At 59.9% G+C, this 13719-nt stretch carries 14 protein-coding genes; 9 read left to right on the top strand and 5 right to left on the bottom strand.

Annotation, left to right across the window (positions count from 1 at the left end; genetic code table 11):
- Window positions 1–109: 109 nt before the first annotated feature.
- The 4 genes from secB to smrA all read left to right on the top strand — a co-directional run bounded on the left by secB (window position 110) and on the right by smrA (window position 2858).
- A complete protein-coding gene (gene secB / locus ABVT36_RS04270; RefSeq protein WP_367148993.1) occupies window positions 110–607 on the top strand; it encodes a protein-export chaperone SecB in 498 nt (165 codons plus the stop codon).
- Between the two features lie 152 nt (window positions 608–759).
- On the top strand, window positions 760–1212 hold the full coding sequence (locus ABVT36_RS04265; RefSeq protein ID WP_368455423.1) for an acyl-CoA thioesterase: 453 nt from the start codon (window positions 760–762) through the stop codon (window positions 1210–1212).
- 30 nt (window positions 1213–1242) lie between these two features.
- On the top strand, window positions 1243–2106 hold the full coding sequence (locus ABVT36_RS04260; RefSeq protein ID WP_368455422.1) for an SDR family oxidoreductase: 864 nt from the start codon (window positions 1243–1245) through the stop codon (window positions 2104–2106).
- A 155-nt stretch (window positions 2107–2261) separates the two neighbouring features.
- Window positions 2262–2858: a DNA endonuclease SmrA gene (gene smrA, locus ABVT36_RS04255; RefSeq protein WP_368455421.1), complete on the top strand. Its 597-nt coding sequence runs from the start codon at window positions 2262–2264 to the stop codon at window positions 2856–2858.
- A gap of 345 nt (window positions 2859–3203) precedes the next feature.
- Here the strand turns inward: smrA and ABVT36_RS04250 are convergent, their stop codons facing one another.
- The 4 genes from ABVT36_RS04250 to ABVT36_RS04235 all read right to left on the bottom strand — a co-directional run bounded on the left by ABVT36_RS04250 (window position 3204) and on the right by ABVT36_RS04235 (window position 6042).
- A complete protein-coding gene (locus ABVT36_RS04250) occupies window positions 3204–3743 on the bottom strand; it encodes an META domain-containing protein (protein WP_368455420.1) in 540 nt (179 codons plus the stop codon).
- Window positions 3744–3769: 26 nt separating this feature from the next.
- Entirely contained in the window at window positions 3770–4243 is a 474-nt protein-coding gene (locus tag ABVT36_RS04245; RefSeq protein ID WP_367148927.1) for an META domain-containing protein, read from the bottom strand.
- Window positions 4244–4383: 140 nt separating this feature from the next.
- Entirely contained in the window at window positions 4384–5190 is an 807-nt protein-coding gene (gene znuB / locus ABVT36_RS04240) for a zinc ABC transporter permease subunit ZnuB (protein WP_368455419.1), read from the bottom strand.
- Window positions 5191–6042: an ATP-binding cassette domain-containing protein gene (locus ABVT36_RS04235; RefSeq protein WP_368455418.1), complete on the bottom strand. Its 852-nt coding sequence runs from the start codon at window positions 6040–6042 to the stop codon at window positions 5191–5193.
- Window positions 6043–6065: 23 nt separating this feature from the next.
- Between ABVT36_RS04235 and ABVT36_RS04230 the strand changes: the two genes are divergently transcribed.
- Window positions 6066–6926 carry a metal ABC transporter solute-binding protein, Zn/Mn family gene (locus tag ABVT36_RS04230; protein WP_368455417.1) on the top strand — a complete coding sequence of 287 codons (861 nt, stop codon included), beginning with the start codon at window positions 6066–6068 and terminating at the stop codon, window positions 6924–6926.
- Between the two features lie 54 nt (window positions 6927–6980).
- Here the strand turns inward: ABVT36_RS04230 and ABVT36_RS04225 are convergent, their stop codons facing one another.
- Window positions 6981–7292 carry a hypothetical protein gene (locus tag ABVT36_RS04225; protein WP_367148918.1) on the bottom strand — a complete coding sequence of 104 codons (312 nt, stop codon included), beginning with the start codon at window positions 7290–7292 and terminating at the stop codon, window positions 6981–6983.
- A 304-nt stretch (window positions 7293–7596) separates the two neighbouring features.
- Between ABVT36_RS04225 and polA the strand changes: the two genes are divergently transcribed.
- The 4 genes from polA to ABVT36_RS04205 all read left to right on the top strand — a co-directional run bounded on the left by polA (window position 7597) and on the right by ABVT36_RS04205 (window position 13708).
- The gene (gene polA, locus ABVT36_RS04220; protein WP_368455416.1) at window positions 7597–10338 is read left to right on the top strand and encodes a DNA polymerase I; all 2742 of its coding nucleotides are present in this window, start codon (window positions 7597–7599) and stop codon (window positions 10336–10338) included.
- A gap of 546 nt (window positions 10339–10884) precedes the next feature.
- On the top strand, window positions 10885–11544 hold the full coding sequence (locus tag ABVT36_RS04215) for a phosphoribosyltransferase (protein WP_368455415.1): 660 nt from the start codon (window positions 10885–10887) through the stop codon (window positions 11542–11544).
- Window positions 11545–11680: 136 nt separating this feature from the next.
- The gene (locus tag ABVT36_RS04210; RefSeq protein ID WP_368455414.1) at window positions 11681–12646 is read left to right on the top strand and encodes a ribose-phosphate diphosphokinase; all 966 of its coding nucleotides are present in this window, start codon (window positions 11681–11683) and stop codon (window positions 12644–12646) included.
- Window positions 12647–13249: 603 nt separating this feature from the next.
- The gene (locus ABVT36_RS04205) at window positions 13250–13708 is read left to right on the top strand and encodes a hypothetical protein (protein ID WP_368455413.1); all 459 of its coding nucleotides are present in this window, start codon (window positions 13250–13252) and stop codon (window positions 13706–13708) included.
- The last annotated feature ends 11 nt before the right edge of the window (window positions 13709–13719 follow it).

The following is a 13719-nucleotide window of genomic DNA, read 5'->3' as shown; positions in this document are numbered from 1 at the left end:
ACCCAGGCCTTGAAACGGTATTCGGAGGCCCCATTTGAAAGGCTCATACAGGGAGTCTTTCTCAGGGAAGACGGAAATAAACCATTGATTACCAACGACAGGCAGTAACATGGCTGAAGAAAAGAACGGTGCCGCGCCACAGGCTGAGGGTCCAGGCGTGCAGTTCGCGATGCAGCGCATCTATTTGAAAGACCTCTCCTTCGAAACCCCGATGGGCGTAGAAGTATTCAAGAAGCAGTGGAAACCCCAGGTAGGCCAGGAGCTGAACACTCAGACCGCCAAGATCGATGAAGATCTGTACGAAGTGGTTTTGACTCTCACTATCACTGTAAAGCTCGAGGAAGAGACTGCTTTTCTGGTAGAGGTAAAGCAGGCCGGCCTGTTTACCGTCAAGGGCCTGGAGGGTCAGCAGCTGGCTCAGGCGTTGAATACCGCCTGCCCCCAGATCCTGTTTCCCTATGCCCGCGAGGTGGTGGACAATGCGGTGATCAAGGGCTCCTTCCCGGCTTTGATGTTGCCGCCGATCAATTTCGACGCTCTTTTTGCCGCTGCCCTTGCCCAGTCGCAGCAGCAGTCGGCAGATCAGGCGGAGTCGACCGAGGCGTAATTCGCTCAGGTCGTCGCACAGGAAGGCCCCATCGGGGCCTTCTTGCATTTTGGGTCGCCACGGCGGCGACTTGCCGCAGCGCGGCCAATGGCATAGCCTCGTGCCGGAGAGTGCGGGGTCTGGCTGCCCCCGGCAGCTGAGGTGGAGTGACAATGAAGTGGGATTTGCCCCGGCCCTTTGAGTGGCGGGTCGAAGTGGCGGGGGAGCAGCTGGACGGGCTGCACCACGTGAACAACGCCGAGTATGTGCGCTGGTGTGAGCGGGCCGGCTGGGCCCACAGCGTTGCCCTGGGGCTGGATGTCTCCCACTACCAGCAACTGGACCGCGGAATGGCGATCCGCCGCGCCGAGTACGACTATATACTGGCCGCCAGAGAGGGTGATGAACTCCTGTTCGGCACCTGGCTGACCATGGTGGACGGGCGTATCAATTTGACCCGCAGGTTTCAGGTGTTTCGCCTGTCGGACGGTGCACTTATCCTGCGGGCGCAGTGGCAAATGGTATGCATTGAATTATCCAGCGGCAGACCGCGCCGTATGCCGCAGGCCTTCAGGGACACCTATACCCCCGCGGTTGTGACCCTGCCGGCCGCTGACCCACATTGACCAATACCGGGACCACCCTGGAGAGTGAGCATGGGCGAAGAGCCGATTACCCTGAGTGAAAATACCGGAGCCCTGCGCGGCAGGACAGTGTTTATCACCGGCGCCAGCCGCGGCATCGGTCGGGCGATTGCGCTCAAATGTGCCGCCGATGGGGCCAACATCGTCATTGCGGCGAAATCCGCCCAGCCCCACCCCAAACTGCCCGGGACCATCTTCTCGGTTGCGGAGGAAGTGGAAGCTGCCGGTGGCCAGGCACTGCCGCTGCAGGTGGATGTGCGTGAAGAGGCGCAGGTGGCGGATGCACTGGCCACTGCGGCGGACAGGTTCGGTGGTATCGATGCGGTGATCAACAATGCCGGCGCCATCAACCTGACCAACGTCGAGTCCACACCCCCAAAACGCTATGATCTGATGCAGAGCATCAACAGCCGCGCTGTGTACCTCACCGCCCATCTGGCGATTCCCTATCTTAAAAAGTCCACCAACGGCCATATTCTGAGTCTGTCGCCGCCCCTGAATCTGCAGCCCAAGTGGTTGGGGCCCTGTGCGCCCTACGCTCTTTCCAAGTTCGGCATGACGATTCTCAGCCTGGGTCTGGCCGAGGAGTTGCGCGATACGGGAATCAGTGTCGCCACGCTCTGGCCGCGAACCCTGGTGGCAACCGCGGCGATTGAATTCGCGGTGGGCAGTCGGGAGATGTTCGAGCAGAGCCGCAAGCCGGTCATCATGGCGGATGCAGCTTACGAAATCCTGTGCACCGAGAAGGGTGTGCTCAGCGGCCAGCAGCTGATCGACGAGGAACTGCTGCGGGAGCGCGGAGTGACCAACTTTGTGGAGTATGCGCACAATCCGGACATGGCCGACCAACTGGCTGTGGACCTGTTTCTGGACTAGCAGGCGACGCCTAAGTCGTTGATTTTGAAAGAAAAGTGAAAATCACATTTTTCGCTTTTCGTGTTTTGAAACAGGCAGGATGCCTTTTTCAACAACCTGCTAGGGCCTGTTCACAATAACCGAGTTAGCTCTGCTGCCACTGGAGAGACAGGACGGTGACAAGCGACAGCGATATTTTCCGCCGCGCCCTGGGGCAACTGGGTGACGTCAAGCCGCTGCAGAAAGAGCGCAGGGTGACCCTGCAAACCGAGCGGGCCCACGTTGCGCTTAATCAGAGTGCGCGGCGCCAAGCCGCCACCCGGGAGCAGTCCAGTGAGCTGAATCCGCTGGCGGGGGATGGGGAGTACCTGGAGCCGGTGGCCCCCTGGGATCCAATCGAGTTCAAGCGCGATGGGGTGCAGAACGGGGTTTACCGCAACTTGCGCCTGGGCAGGTACCGGGTGGATGCGCGTTTGGATCTGCATCGCCACACGGTGGAAATGGCGCGCCGCGCACTGTTTGAATTTGTGCGCGATTGCGTCGAGGCCGACGTGCGCTGTGCCTTGATTACCCACGGCAAGGGCGCGGGGCGGAAGCAGCCGGCCCTGCTTAAAAGCTGTGTCAACAGTTGGCTGCCGCAACTTGCAGAAGTGTTGGCCTTCCACAGTGCGCAAAAACAGCATGGTGGTATGGGTGCCACCTACGTTTTACTGCGCAAGAGCGAGCGCAAAAGGCAGGAAAATCTGGAGCGGCACCAGCGGCGCCCTTTTTAATCCAGTCATTTGATTGTCACAAGCGGCAACTAAAATAAATTCGCAACGATGTCCCCGCCCGCCGCATGGGTGGATTTCGAGCGGCTGTCGGGACATTGTTGACCTTCTCTCTGTGGGATTTCTCGACTTAGAGTGATGGCGGCCCCGGGGGCCGCCTTTTTTCGCGGGACCATGTGGCCCTAGCAGGCTGTTGAAATTCGCAGAATTTCGACAGCCTGGTACCGGAATATGGATGTTCCGGCAAAATCGACGACGCCTAAGTCGTTGATTTTGGGCGAAAAGTGAAAATCACATTTTTCGCTTTTCGTGTTTTGAAACAGGCAGGATGCCTTTTTCAACAACCTGCTAGTTGCCAACTTCATCGGCGCGGCGGAACACGAGCCGTGAGGAACCGCTTTTATCCTGCAGAATCAGTGTATTCTCCGAGACCACCAAACTGCCGGTGCGCGATAAAGCCTCGAGAAAATCCTCTTCCAGTGCGCCGCTGTCCTCGACATCGCCCATACGCAAAATTTTCGGCGCCTCCTGCCAGGAAAAATCGCCGTTTTGGGAGAGGGAAAAGCGGGCCGTGTAAGGGTTGGCGCCGGCGCTGCCGCGCACATGGCCGAGTTTGTCACAGGTAAGGTAGGGGCGGTCGCGCCAGACTTTCTGCCACAACATGCGGTAGCGGTGTTGCCGGCCGTCCACGGACAGGCTTTGCAACAGCCACTGGTGCTCGCAGATATAGGATTGCCGGCTGCTGTCCGTTTGCTCGGATTTCTGCAATTTTCCGCAGCCGCCCAGCAGTGTCGCGCTGAGCGTTATCCACAGCAACAGGCGCACTGGCGACAGAGTGCGAAATGCTTCCACGGCGCGGACCTCTTTTTTTATGCTATTAAAACGCAAAAACTGCCGCCCGTCTGCGGTCTATATCAAGGATTTACCCTGACATATTCGATATAGATGTCGCCGGAAGGGTTGCGCAGAATCAGGCGGTTGCCGCCGGACTTGGTGAGCGCCTGGCGGGTGCCGGCGAGGGCGCCCAGGTAGGCATTCTCCTGCTGCATCAGATAATCGGGCCCGCTCATCTTGGTGGAGGCAAAACTGGATGTGTCCCAGATCATCTGGCCGTTGTCGGTAATCTTGACTGAGCCGCGAAAGGTATTGATACCGCTTTTACCCACTACATCGCCCGCCGGGTTGCAGACAAAGGTGTAGCGGGAGCTGTCCTCAACCTCGACGGTTTCCCCGTTTACCCGCAGGCGCTTGAGTTGCCACTTGTCGCTGCAGACGGAGGTGGAGCTGCCTGCATGCTGGGTGATCTGTGGCTGCTCCGTACCCACCCCCAAACAGCCAGCCATCAGTGCGGCCGGCACTGCCAGCCATATTTGTGTGAACTTGCCCATCTGAATACCGCTCCCTGTCTACTGCTTGCTGCCGGCGCCCCAGGTGCCAGATTTGCATTAGCACAAGCTTAGCCCTTGCGCTCCCTTCCGGGGAGAGTTAGGGCGACATTCAACGAACCGGGGGAGAGTGGCAGGGCCGCTCAAGCGGCGCGCGCGCGCAGCAGGCTGGTCAGGAACAGTATGCCCGCCGCCAGTACTATGGAGGGGCCTGCCGGGGTGTCCCACAGGACTGATGCCAGCAGGCCCAGGACTACGGCGCAACAGCCGATCGCCGAGGCCAGTAGCGCCATGCGCTCGGGGGAGTTGGAAAACCTGCGCGCGCCTGCCGCGGGGATAATCAGCAGTGCGGTAATCAACAGGACGCCCACCACTTTCATTGCGATAGCAATCAACAGGGCCAGCATGAGCATCAGCGCCAGGCGGACTCTTTCCACCGGTACACCCTCTACCGCCGCGAGTTCCTCATGCAGGGTGAAGGCCAGCAACGGTTCCCACAGAAAATACAACAGACTGCCGATGACGATTACCGCCACACCCATCAGCAGCAGGTCCCGCGTACTTACCGCGAGCAGGTCGCCGAGCAGCAGCGACAGAAGGTCAACCTGGATGCCAACCAGGCTCACGGTCACTATGCCCAATGCCAGCATGGAGTGCGACAGGATGCCCAGCAGGGTATCCACAGACAGCTGTTGACGCCGCTGTAGAGATACCAGCAACAGCGCCAGCAGACAGCAGGTGGCGCCAACCGCCAGGGTGGGCTGTATCTGCAGCAGGAAGCCCAGCGTTACGCCCAGCAGTGCGGAGTGGGCCAGGGTGTCGCCAAAGTAGGCCATACGGCGCCACACCGCAAAGCAGCCCAGGGGGCCGCTGGCCACCGCCACCAACAGGCCGGCGGCGAGCGCGAGCCATAGGAAGCGGCTTTGTAGCAAAACGACGAATTCGGCCACTCAGGTTTCCTTCCCTGTGGGTTCGCTGGAATGGTGTTGATGATCACAGGAGACTATGTCGCCACTGATATCGTGCTGATGATTGTGGCGATGGGTATAGGGCACCACCTTGTCGCCGAACAGCGCCAGATAGGCGGGGTCGCGGCTGACCTGGTCCGGCAGTCCCTGGCAACAGATGTGCTGGTTGATGCACAGTACCCTGTCGGTGGCCGCCATCACCAGGTGGAGGTCGTGGGATACCAACAGAACGCCACAGCCCAACTGGTCGCGCAGCGCCGCGATCAGTTGGTAAACCTCGGCCTGGCCGCCGAGATCCACGCCCTGGGTCGGTTCATCCAGGACCAGCAATCCGGGTTTACGGGATGCGGCACGGGCCAGCAGTACCCGCTGTATCTCGCCGCCGGAGAGTTGCGCCAGGCTGGATTCCAGCAGTTGTTCCGCGCGCACTCTCTGTAGGGACGCCACTGCCTCCGCCGAACTCAGGCGCGGCTGGCCCAGTTGCAAAAACCGCAGTACCGACATGGGCATAGAAGCATCTATGTGCAGTCGCTGGGGCATATAGCCCAATACCAGCCCCGGCTGTCGCCACACCCTACCCTGGGTCGGCGGCGTCAGACCCAGTAGCAGCCGCAGTAAGCTGGTTTTACCGGCGCCATTAGGGCCGATTACGGTGGTGATTTCACCGGCGCGAACCTGTAGGGAAATATCCCGCAACAGTTGCCGGCCGGCCACTTCCAGACCCAGGTGGTCGGCGGTGATAAGGGCTGGGGACTGGCTCAGGGCGAAGCTCCGGCGTTGTGTGGAGGAAATTACAAGGCTGGCGGGGGGAGGCCGAGTGTGATTATATCCCATTCCCGTCGCCCCCCACGAGTCAGATGATGGTTGTGATGCGCCTGTTGTTCCTGTTCGTCCTGGCTGCGGTTGCGGCCTGCAGTAAAGAAGCCCCACCGGCTGCCACGGAAATCGTAGTGAGTATGCGCCCACTGGCACTGATCGCGCGCGAAATCGTCGGGCCGGACATACCGGTGCGCACTCTGATGACCGGTGACGATCCCCATCGCTACGCGCCCAGCGCATCCCAGCGGGCAGCCCTGGAAAACGCCCGCCTGGTGGTCTGGATGGGGCCGGAGCTGGAGGGGGTGCTGGCGCGCCAGCTGGCATCGCTGCCGCGGCAGCGACAGCTGGCACTGCTGGATGCCGGAGGTTATGAGACCGCGGGTGCCTCTGCCGGGGATCCCCACCTGTGGCTGCGACCGCTCAATGCGGCGGTGATCGGCGCCCATATCGCAGACCGCCTGGGAGAGCTGGACCCGGCCGGAGTGGAGGGTTACCGCCAGCGTGCCCGGGATTTTTCCCGTCGCATGGCCAACGCACAAAAGGTTTTGAACCGCGCATTGTGGGCTTATCGCGAAGTACCGATAGTGGTGACCCACGACGCTTACGGGCATTTCTTCGGTCCCGCCGGCGTTCGCACCCGGGCCCTGAGTGACAGCAGCCATACAAAGCGCGGCGCCCGTACACTGCTGGAGCTGCAGGGATTGGGGGATGGTTGCCTGTTCGGTAAGGCGCCGGCCAACGACCGGGACCGGCAGACGGCCGCTAGCCTGGGGCTGCGCTATGGGGCACTGGATCTGCTGGGCAGCGACCTGCCCCGGGAAGCCGATTACGGAGCCCTGGTCCGGCAGCTGCTCACCGATGCGCGCGGGTGCCTGGCAGAGACATCCGCGCAGCGGTAGAGCCGGCGCAATTCACCGGCGGGAACCCCGCCGACAATTTCCCCTCGCTGCGCGCTAGTGTTCCTCTTCCGTTTCCGTGCGGCCGCGGGTCCGTTTAAGCTGCTGGCGCAACTGTTCGATGGGTTTTACCTGAGTCTCCCGCAAGCGGCGCAATTGCTCCCGCCGATGCTGTTGCGGCAGCTGTCGCCTCTGGTCGCGGACCTGTCGAGCTTTTTCCTCGTCATCACTGGGTTCCGGGGTGCCGAAAACTTCCAGATACTCCATCGGTCCGGCTTGCTGTACCTGCTGGCCTGCTGCATCTGCCAGAAGGGGAGTTGAACCGATGGTGAACAACAGTAACAAAGCGGAAAAAACGACTCTCGACATAGCAATATTCCTTGCATGAACTTTGACCAATATGCATAGGTATAGCAGCCCAACCGAAGCGGACGTGGGAGGGGGAGCCGGATTTCCGTTATGGGGGTGGCCACAGGCGCAGGGGCGCTGCAGTGGACTGCCCGCGGCGCGCTATGGCCCTGGAACCAGGGTTGTAAATGCCGCTGGTATCGCGGGAGGATGCGGTGGTCAGTGCGCGTAATCGAGTATCGATACAAGCGAAAAAAAACCAACGCGGGTATCCTGTTGTGCTATGTCGATGACCCACCACTCACTGCTAGATTTCCGGAAAATTATGCGTAACAAACAAGCTCCCGCCGCTCCCCTGATCCTTGTGGATGGCTCCTCTTACCTGTATCGCGCCTTTCATGCACTGCCGCCGTTGACCACCAGCAGCGGCCAGCCCACCGGCGCGGTACGCGGCGTAATCAGCATGTTGCGCCGCCACCTCAAGGAGCACCCTGACAGCACGGTCACGGTGGTGTTCGATGCCAAGGGCAAAACCTTTCGCGACGCACTGTTCGCGGACTACAAGTCTCACCGGCCTCCCATGCCGGATGACCTGCGCGAGCAGATCCAGCCGATTCACGACATCGTCGATGCCATGGGGCTGCCGCGGCTGATCATTGACGGAGTGGAGGCGGATGACGTTATCGGCACCCTGGCCCTGGAGGCGCAGGCGCAGGGCACAGAGGTGATTATTTCCACCGGCGATAAGGACATGGCGCAACTGGTGCGCCCGGGGATAACCCTGGTGAATACCATGTCCAACACCGAGCTGGACGAAGGGGGGGTGAGGGATAAGTACGGTATCGGGCCCGAGCTTATCATCGACTTCTTAGCCCTGATGGGCGACAAGTCCGACAATATTCCCGGCGTTCCCGGGGTCGGCGAAAAAACCGCGCTGGCGCTGTTGCAGAACCTGGGTGGCCTCACGAATATCTACGCCGACCTCGACGCCATAGCGCCACTGGGGTTTCGCGGTAGCAAGACACTGGCAAAAAAAATGGCGGAGCACCGCGAGGTGGCAGAGCTTTCCTATCAGCTCGCCACCATCAAGACCGATGTGGACATGCCCTATAAGCCGCAGGAGCTGCACAATGAAACCCCGGACAGGGAAAAATTAATTGAGCTGTTTACAGCGATGGAGTTTCGCGGCTGGCTGGATGAGCTGAGCGGTGGTGAGGGTGCGCAACAGGCCATGCAGGAAGCGGCGGAGCGGGATTACCAGATAGTGACCGATATGGCGGAGTTCGATCACTGGCTGGGAAGGCTTCGCGATGCGTCCATTTTTGCGTTCGATACCGAAACCACCAGCCTCAACTACATGCAGGCCAGGCTGGTTGGGGTGTCCTTTGCCGTACAGCCGGGAGAGGCCGCCTATGTGCCACTGGCGCACGACTACATAGGGGCACCGGAGCAGTTGCCTTTTGACCAGGTGCTGGAAAAGCTAAAGCCGCTGCTGGAAGACCCGGCACAGAAAAAGGTGGGTCAGAACCTGAAATATGACAGCCATATTCTGGCCAATTACGGAATTCACTTGCGCGGCATCAGCCGCGATACCATGTTGGAGTCCTATGTGCTGGACAGCACCGCCAGCCGCCACGATATGGACAGTCTGGCACTTAAATACCTGGGCGAGCACACGGTGCACTTTGAGGATATCGCCGGCAAGGGTGCCAAGCAGCTTACCTTCAACCAGATTGAGCTGGAGAGGGCGGGTCCCTATGCCGCCGAGGATGCCGATATTACTCTGCGTCTGCACGGTGAACTGAGCCGTCGCCTGGCACTGGAGCCGTCGCTGGAGAAGGTACTGGATGAGATCGAAATGCCACTGTTGCCGGTACTCGCCCATATGGAGCGCAACGGTGCTTATATCGATGCCGGAATGCTGGCCCAACAGAGTATCGAATTAGAGAAGAAAATGCGCGAGGCGGAGCAGCAGGCATTTGCAGTCGCCGGGGAGGAGTTCAACCTGGGCTCCACCAAGCAGCTGGGGGCGATACTTTTCGACAAGCTGGGGATTCCGGTGATCAAGAAAACCCCCAAGGGGGCGCCCTCCACCGCGGAGCCGGTGTTGCAGGAGCTGGCCCACAGCCACGAGTTGCCGGCGCTGATCATGAAGTACCGCGGACTGGCGAAGCTGAAAAACACTTATACCGATAAGCTGCCACAGATGATCGACCCCTCCACCGGGCGAGTGCACACCTCCTACCACCAGGCGGTGGCCGCCACCGGAAGGCTCTCTTCCAGCGACCCCAATCTGCAGAATATTCCCATCCGCAGCGAGGAGGGGCGCCGTATTCGCCAGGCTTTCGTGGCCGATCCACGCATTGATGGCGGCAGTGTGATTATCGCCGCTGACTACTCACAGATTGAGCTGCGCATCATGGCCCACCTGTCCGGAGACAGTGGTCTGGTGGAGGCCTTTGCCCGTGGCGAGGATATTCACCGCGCCACCGCGGCGGAGGTTTTCGAAGTGTCGACGGAGGAAGTCAGTGGCGAGCAGCGCCGCCGCGCCAAGGCCATCAACTTTGGTCTCATCTACGGTATGTCGGCATTTGGCCTCGCCAAACAGTTGGGCATTCCCCGCGCGGATGCCCAGACTTATATCGACCGTTACTTCGCGCGCTACCCCGGGGTCCGGGCCTACATGGAGAATACGCGCAGGCACGCGGCGGAGAAAGGCTATGTGGAAACCCTTTTCGGCCGCCGCCTGTACCTGCCGGAGATCAACGCCCGCAACGGCGCACAGCGCCAGGCTGCAGAGCGCACCGCTATCAATGCACCCATGCAGGGCTCGGCAGCGGACATCATCAAGCGGGCCATGATCCGGGTGGAGGCGTGGTTGGCGGAGCAGCAACTGGCCAGCAAATTGATCATGCAGGTGCACGATGAGCTGGTGTTGGAGGTCGTGGAAACCGAGGTGGACCGGGTCCACAAAGGTATCTCCGAGTTGATGCAGGGTGCGGCGGAATTGCGTGTCCCCCTGATTGTCGATGTGGGCCAGGGGGCAAACTGGGATCAGGCCCACTAGCAGGTTGTTGAAAAGGGCATCCTGCCTGTTTCAAAGCGCGAAAAGCGAAAAATGTGATTTTCACTCTTCTCCCAAAATCAACCAGTTAGGCGTCGTTGATTTTGCCGGAAGATCCATTTTCCGGTGCCAGGCGTCGAAATTCTTCGAATTTCAACAGCCAGCTAGAGCTTTGCTACACCAGCCGGATCCCAGACACTCGGGGTGATGGAGGAGAAATAATGCGCCAATTAACGGGAATTTACATTTTTTAACCCTCGCTGGGGAACCTGGGTGGCAATGGCCGCTCTAATCACACGAGATCGTTGGAATGCGTCATCATCCCCCAAGGAAGTCAGATGTTAGCCCCGGACCCCCCCCAAGTCCGGGGCTTTTTTTATGCACCGGCCGCCGTCGCGATTCCGCAACCCACTAAATTGCCGGGTTAATGACAGCGGGCCGGACATTACCCTTTTGCCGGCGGAGCTGCTCCTTGCACAATCAATCAGCGGTCAGTGTTTGCTAGTCTAATTTTATTGAGCAACCGACGATGTGAGCGGGGAACGGGCTGTGACGACGCCCTTCGAGAACCGCGAGGAGGCCGGGCGCCTGCTGGCGGAACGACTGAGCGAATACGCCGGCCGCAGTGATGTGATTGTCCTGGCCCTGCCCCGGGGCGGAGTGCCCCTGGGCCTGGAGTTGGCGCGGGCGCTGCGGGCACCCCTGGACCTGATGCTGGTGCGCAAATTGGGGGTGCCGGGGCACGAGGAACTGGCGATGGGTGCTATCACCGGTGAGTCCCGGGTCCTCAACGAAGATGTGGTCGCCAGCTGTGGCGTCGACGATGAGGCCCTGGAACAGCGGACCCGCGCGGAACAGAGGGAGCTGTCGAGGCGCGCCACCCGCTACCGGGGCGACCGCCCCTGGCCCCAACTCCGGGACCGATGCGTTATTCTGGTGGATGACGGTATCGCTACGGGCGCCACTATGGAGGCCGCGGCACGCGCCGTCCGCGGGCAAAAACCAGCCACTTTGTTACTCGCCGTACCAGTGGCGCCACCATCGGTCGTGCATCGTTTTGAACCGCTGGTGGACCGTTTTATTTGCCTGCGCTACCCGGAAGCGTTTTGGGCCATCGGCGCCTGGTACAGGGACTTTTCCCAACTTACGGACGAGCAGGTCATCGCGATGATGGAAACAGCCCGGCAGCTTTCGGGGGCTTCGTCGTGACCGGGCGAGTAGCATCGCGGGCCCGCGGGCCCGTGGGTCAAAGCACAAGCGACAATCACCTGTGTGAAGCGTTAACTGTCGTCGATCTAATTATCACCCTCGGTCCTCCTCCGAACCCGGGGATGACTGTCCGGTGATGCGTCTGAAGTTGTTTAGCCTGGCCGAGGGCGCCGCTTTCGCGCACCGGGTGGCCGCGCAGCTGCGGGAGCCGCTGGCCTCCCATGAGGAACGCAGCTTCGAGGATGGAGAGCATAAGCTGCGCCCATTGGACGATGTGGAGGGTGCGGATGTCTACCTGATTCAGTCCCTGCACAGCGGCGCTGACAGCAGTGTCCATGACAAACTGGTAAAGCTGCTGTTTTTTATCGCCACTCTCAGGGACGCGGGCGCCACACGGGTGACAGCGGTGATTCCCTATCTCTGTTATGGACGCAAAGACCGCCGCACCAAAGCGCGGGACCCCTTGTCGGGCCGCTATCTGGCCGATTTGTTCCAAGCCGTCGGCACCGATTGCGTGATCACGCTGGATGCGCACAATCTGGCCGCATTCGAAAACGCATTTCGCTGTCGTACCCTGCACCTGCAGGCACGGTCAATCTTTGTAGATTTTGCCGCCAGCCAGCTGGCGTCAAGTCAGGTCCCGTTGGTGGTGGCTTCGCCGGATATTGGTGGAGTCAAACGCGCCGAAGCCTTTCGCCTGGCGCTGTCGGAAAGGCTGCGGCGACCGCTGGGGCACGCCTTTGTGGAAAAGTACCGCAGCAACGGTCAGCTCACCGGTGGCACTCTGGTCGGTGAGGTACAAGGCGCGACGGTACTGATTGTGGACGACCTGATCGCCGGTGGCGGTACCATGATCCGTGCTGTTGAAGCCCTGGGTCAGGCCGGGGCCAGTGAGGTTTACGCTTTCGCCAGTCACGGCCAATTCTGTGACAACGCCCTGGCCCGGCTGTCCGCCTTGCCCCTGCGGGGATTGGTGGTGACCAACTCGCTGCCGCAGTCCACACAGACTTCCTCCCTGACAGTCATCGATTGTGCACCTTTGATCGCTGAGGCTATCGGCCGGCTGCATCGCGGTGGTCCCGCCGTCGAGTTGAGCCCTTGAAAGGACAGCAGGGCAAGCTCAGTTAGTCTGAAAAGGCTTTAGAGACATTTTGTGCATGATTGGCATTTACTCTTCTTTACTCAGCGGGTGGGAACCGGTCCTTTCATTGCCTCTCTAAGGTTACAGATCGTTGATCACCCAACCCCAAACTGGAAGTTATCTTCCCCTCGCCCCGAACCCTCCGCTGTGTCGGGGCTTTTTTTTGTTTGGCGATGGGGTTGATAGACCCAGACAATCGAAGCGATAGAAATGCTTTGCCTGTATTGCGGGCAAAAAGCAATACAATGCTCAGCAGATTGTTTGAATCCGGTGCGACCGCTAGTGCAGTAGCCGCATTGGGAAATCCACCGGTAGCAGCTTACCTTAGACCCAGTGGAATAGAGAATGTACGTGTGAGAACCCAACAGATGTACCCTCCCCCTGGGTACACCTGCTTAGGTGCCCATCCCCAAGGGCACTGACCCCTGGCCGGCAGCTCCCATCTGCCGGCTTTTTTTTGCATTGCCCTAAGCCTTCAGAAGTCTCTGGAAAATGATTGTGCCACTATTGTAAATGATAATCATTATTATTATATTTAACTATGTGGAAGCAAAGGAGGTCGCCGTGAATCTACGTTACCTGTGTGCAAATCACAGCCAGTGGTTGATTGCCGACAAAGGCCGTGCCGAAAAGACATGGCTCGATTGGATGGAGAGGGGCAAGATCTTGTCCGAGGAGGGCAATGGTGCGGATGCAATCCCCTACCTGGGGTCCGCTTTCGACCTGGCGGGATTTTTGCTGACCAAGCAGTGGCCCAGCTATGCAGTGTCGGCGACGCGCTTTAGTGAAAATGCCCTCTGCTTAATGGCAGCCTACCGGGAGTTGGGTGATGAAAAACTATGCAACTATATTCGCGCGGGTGCCAGTTCGCTCCTTGCGCGCCAGTTGCGGGATGGCTGCAAACAGCGGGTTACCGCCGACTGTATCAGCGCCCTCTACCCCGAGGATCACCCCCGGTCGGTGCAGGGTCCCGGGGCGGGCAGCGAACCTTCCCCCGTTGCTGGCGATACCCACCTGCATTGATAGGATGGCCG

The organism is Microbulbifer sp. TYP-18 (assembly GCF_040932045.1).
Classification (GTDB): Bacteria; Pseudomonadota; Gammaproteobacteria; order Pseudomonadales; family Cellvibrionaceae; genus Microbulbifer.
The sequence above is the reverse complement of the archived record's forward strand: the minus strand, read 5'-3'. Positions and strand labels throughout refer to the sequence as shown.

Coding starts and splice junctions, on each gene's coding strand:
- ABVT36_RS04260 (WP_368455422.1), top strand. CDS start 1,243: ATGGGCGAAGAGCCGATTACCCTGAGTGAAAATACCGGAGCCCTGCGC.
- secB (WP_367148993.1), top strand. CDS start 110: ATGGCTGAAGAAAAGAACGGTGCCGCGCCACAGGCTGAGGGTCCAGGC.
- ABVT36_RS04265 (WP_368455423.1), top strand. CDS start 760: ATGAAGTGGGATTTGCCCCGGCCCTTTGAGTGGCGGGTCGAAGTGGCG.
- ABVT36_RS04245 (WP_367148927.1), bottom strand. CDS start 4,243: ATGGGCAAGTTCACACAAATATGGCTGGCAGTGCCGGCCGCACTGATG.
- polA (WP_368455416.1), top strand. CDS start 7,597: ATGCGTAACAAACAAGCTCCCGCCGCTCCCCTGATCCTTGTGGATGGC.
- ABVT36_RS04230 (WP_368455417.1), top strand. CDS start 6,066: ATGATGGTTGTGATGCGCCTGTTGTTCCTGTTCGTCCTGGCTGCGGTT.
- ABVT36_RS04210 (WP_368455414.1), top strand. CDS start 11,681: ATGCGTCTGAAGTTGTTTAGCCTGGCCGAGGGCGCCGCTTTCGCGCAC.
- ABVT36_RS04235 (WP_368455418.1), bottom strand. CDS start 6,042: ATGGGATATAATCACACTCGGCCTCCCCCCGCCAGCCTTGTAATTTCC.
- ABVT36_RS04225 (WP_367148918.1), bottom strand. CDS start 7,292: ATGTCGAGAGTCGTTTTTTCCGCTTTGTTACTGTTGTTCACCATCGGT.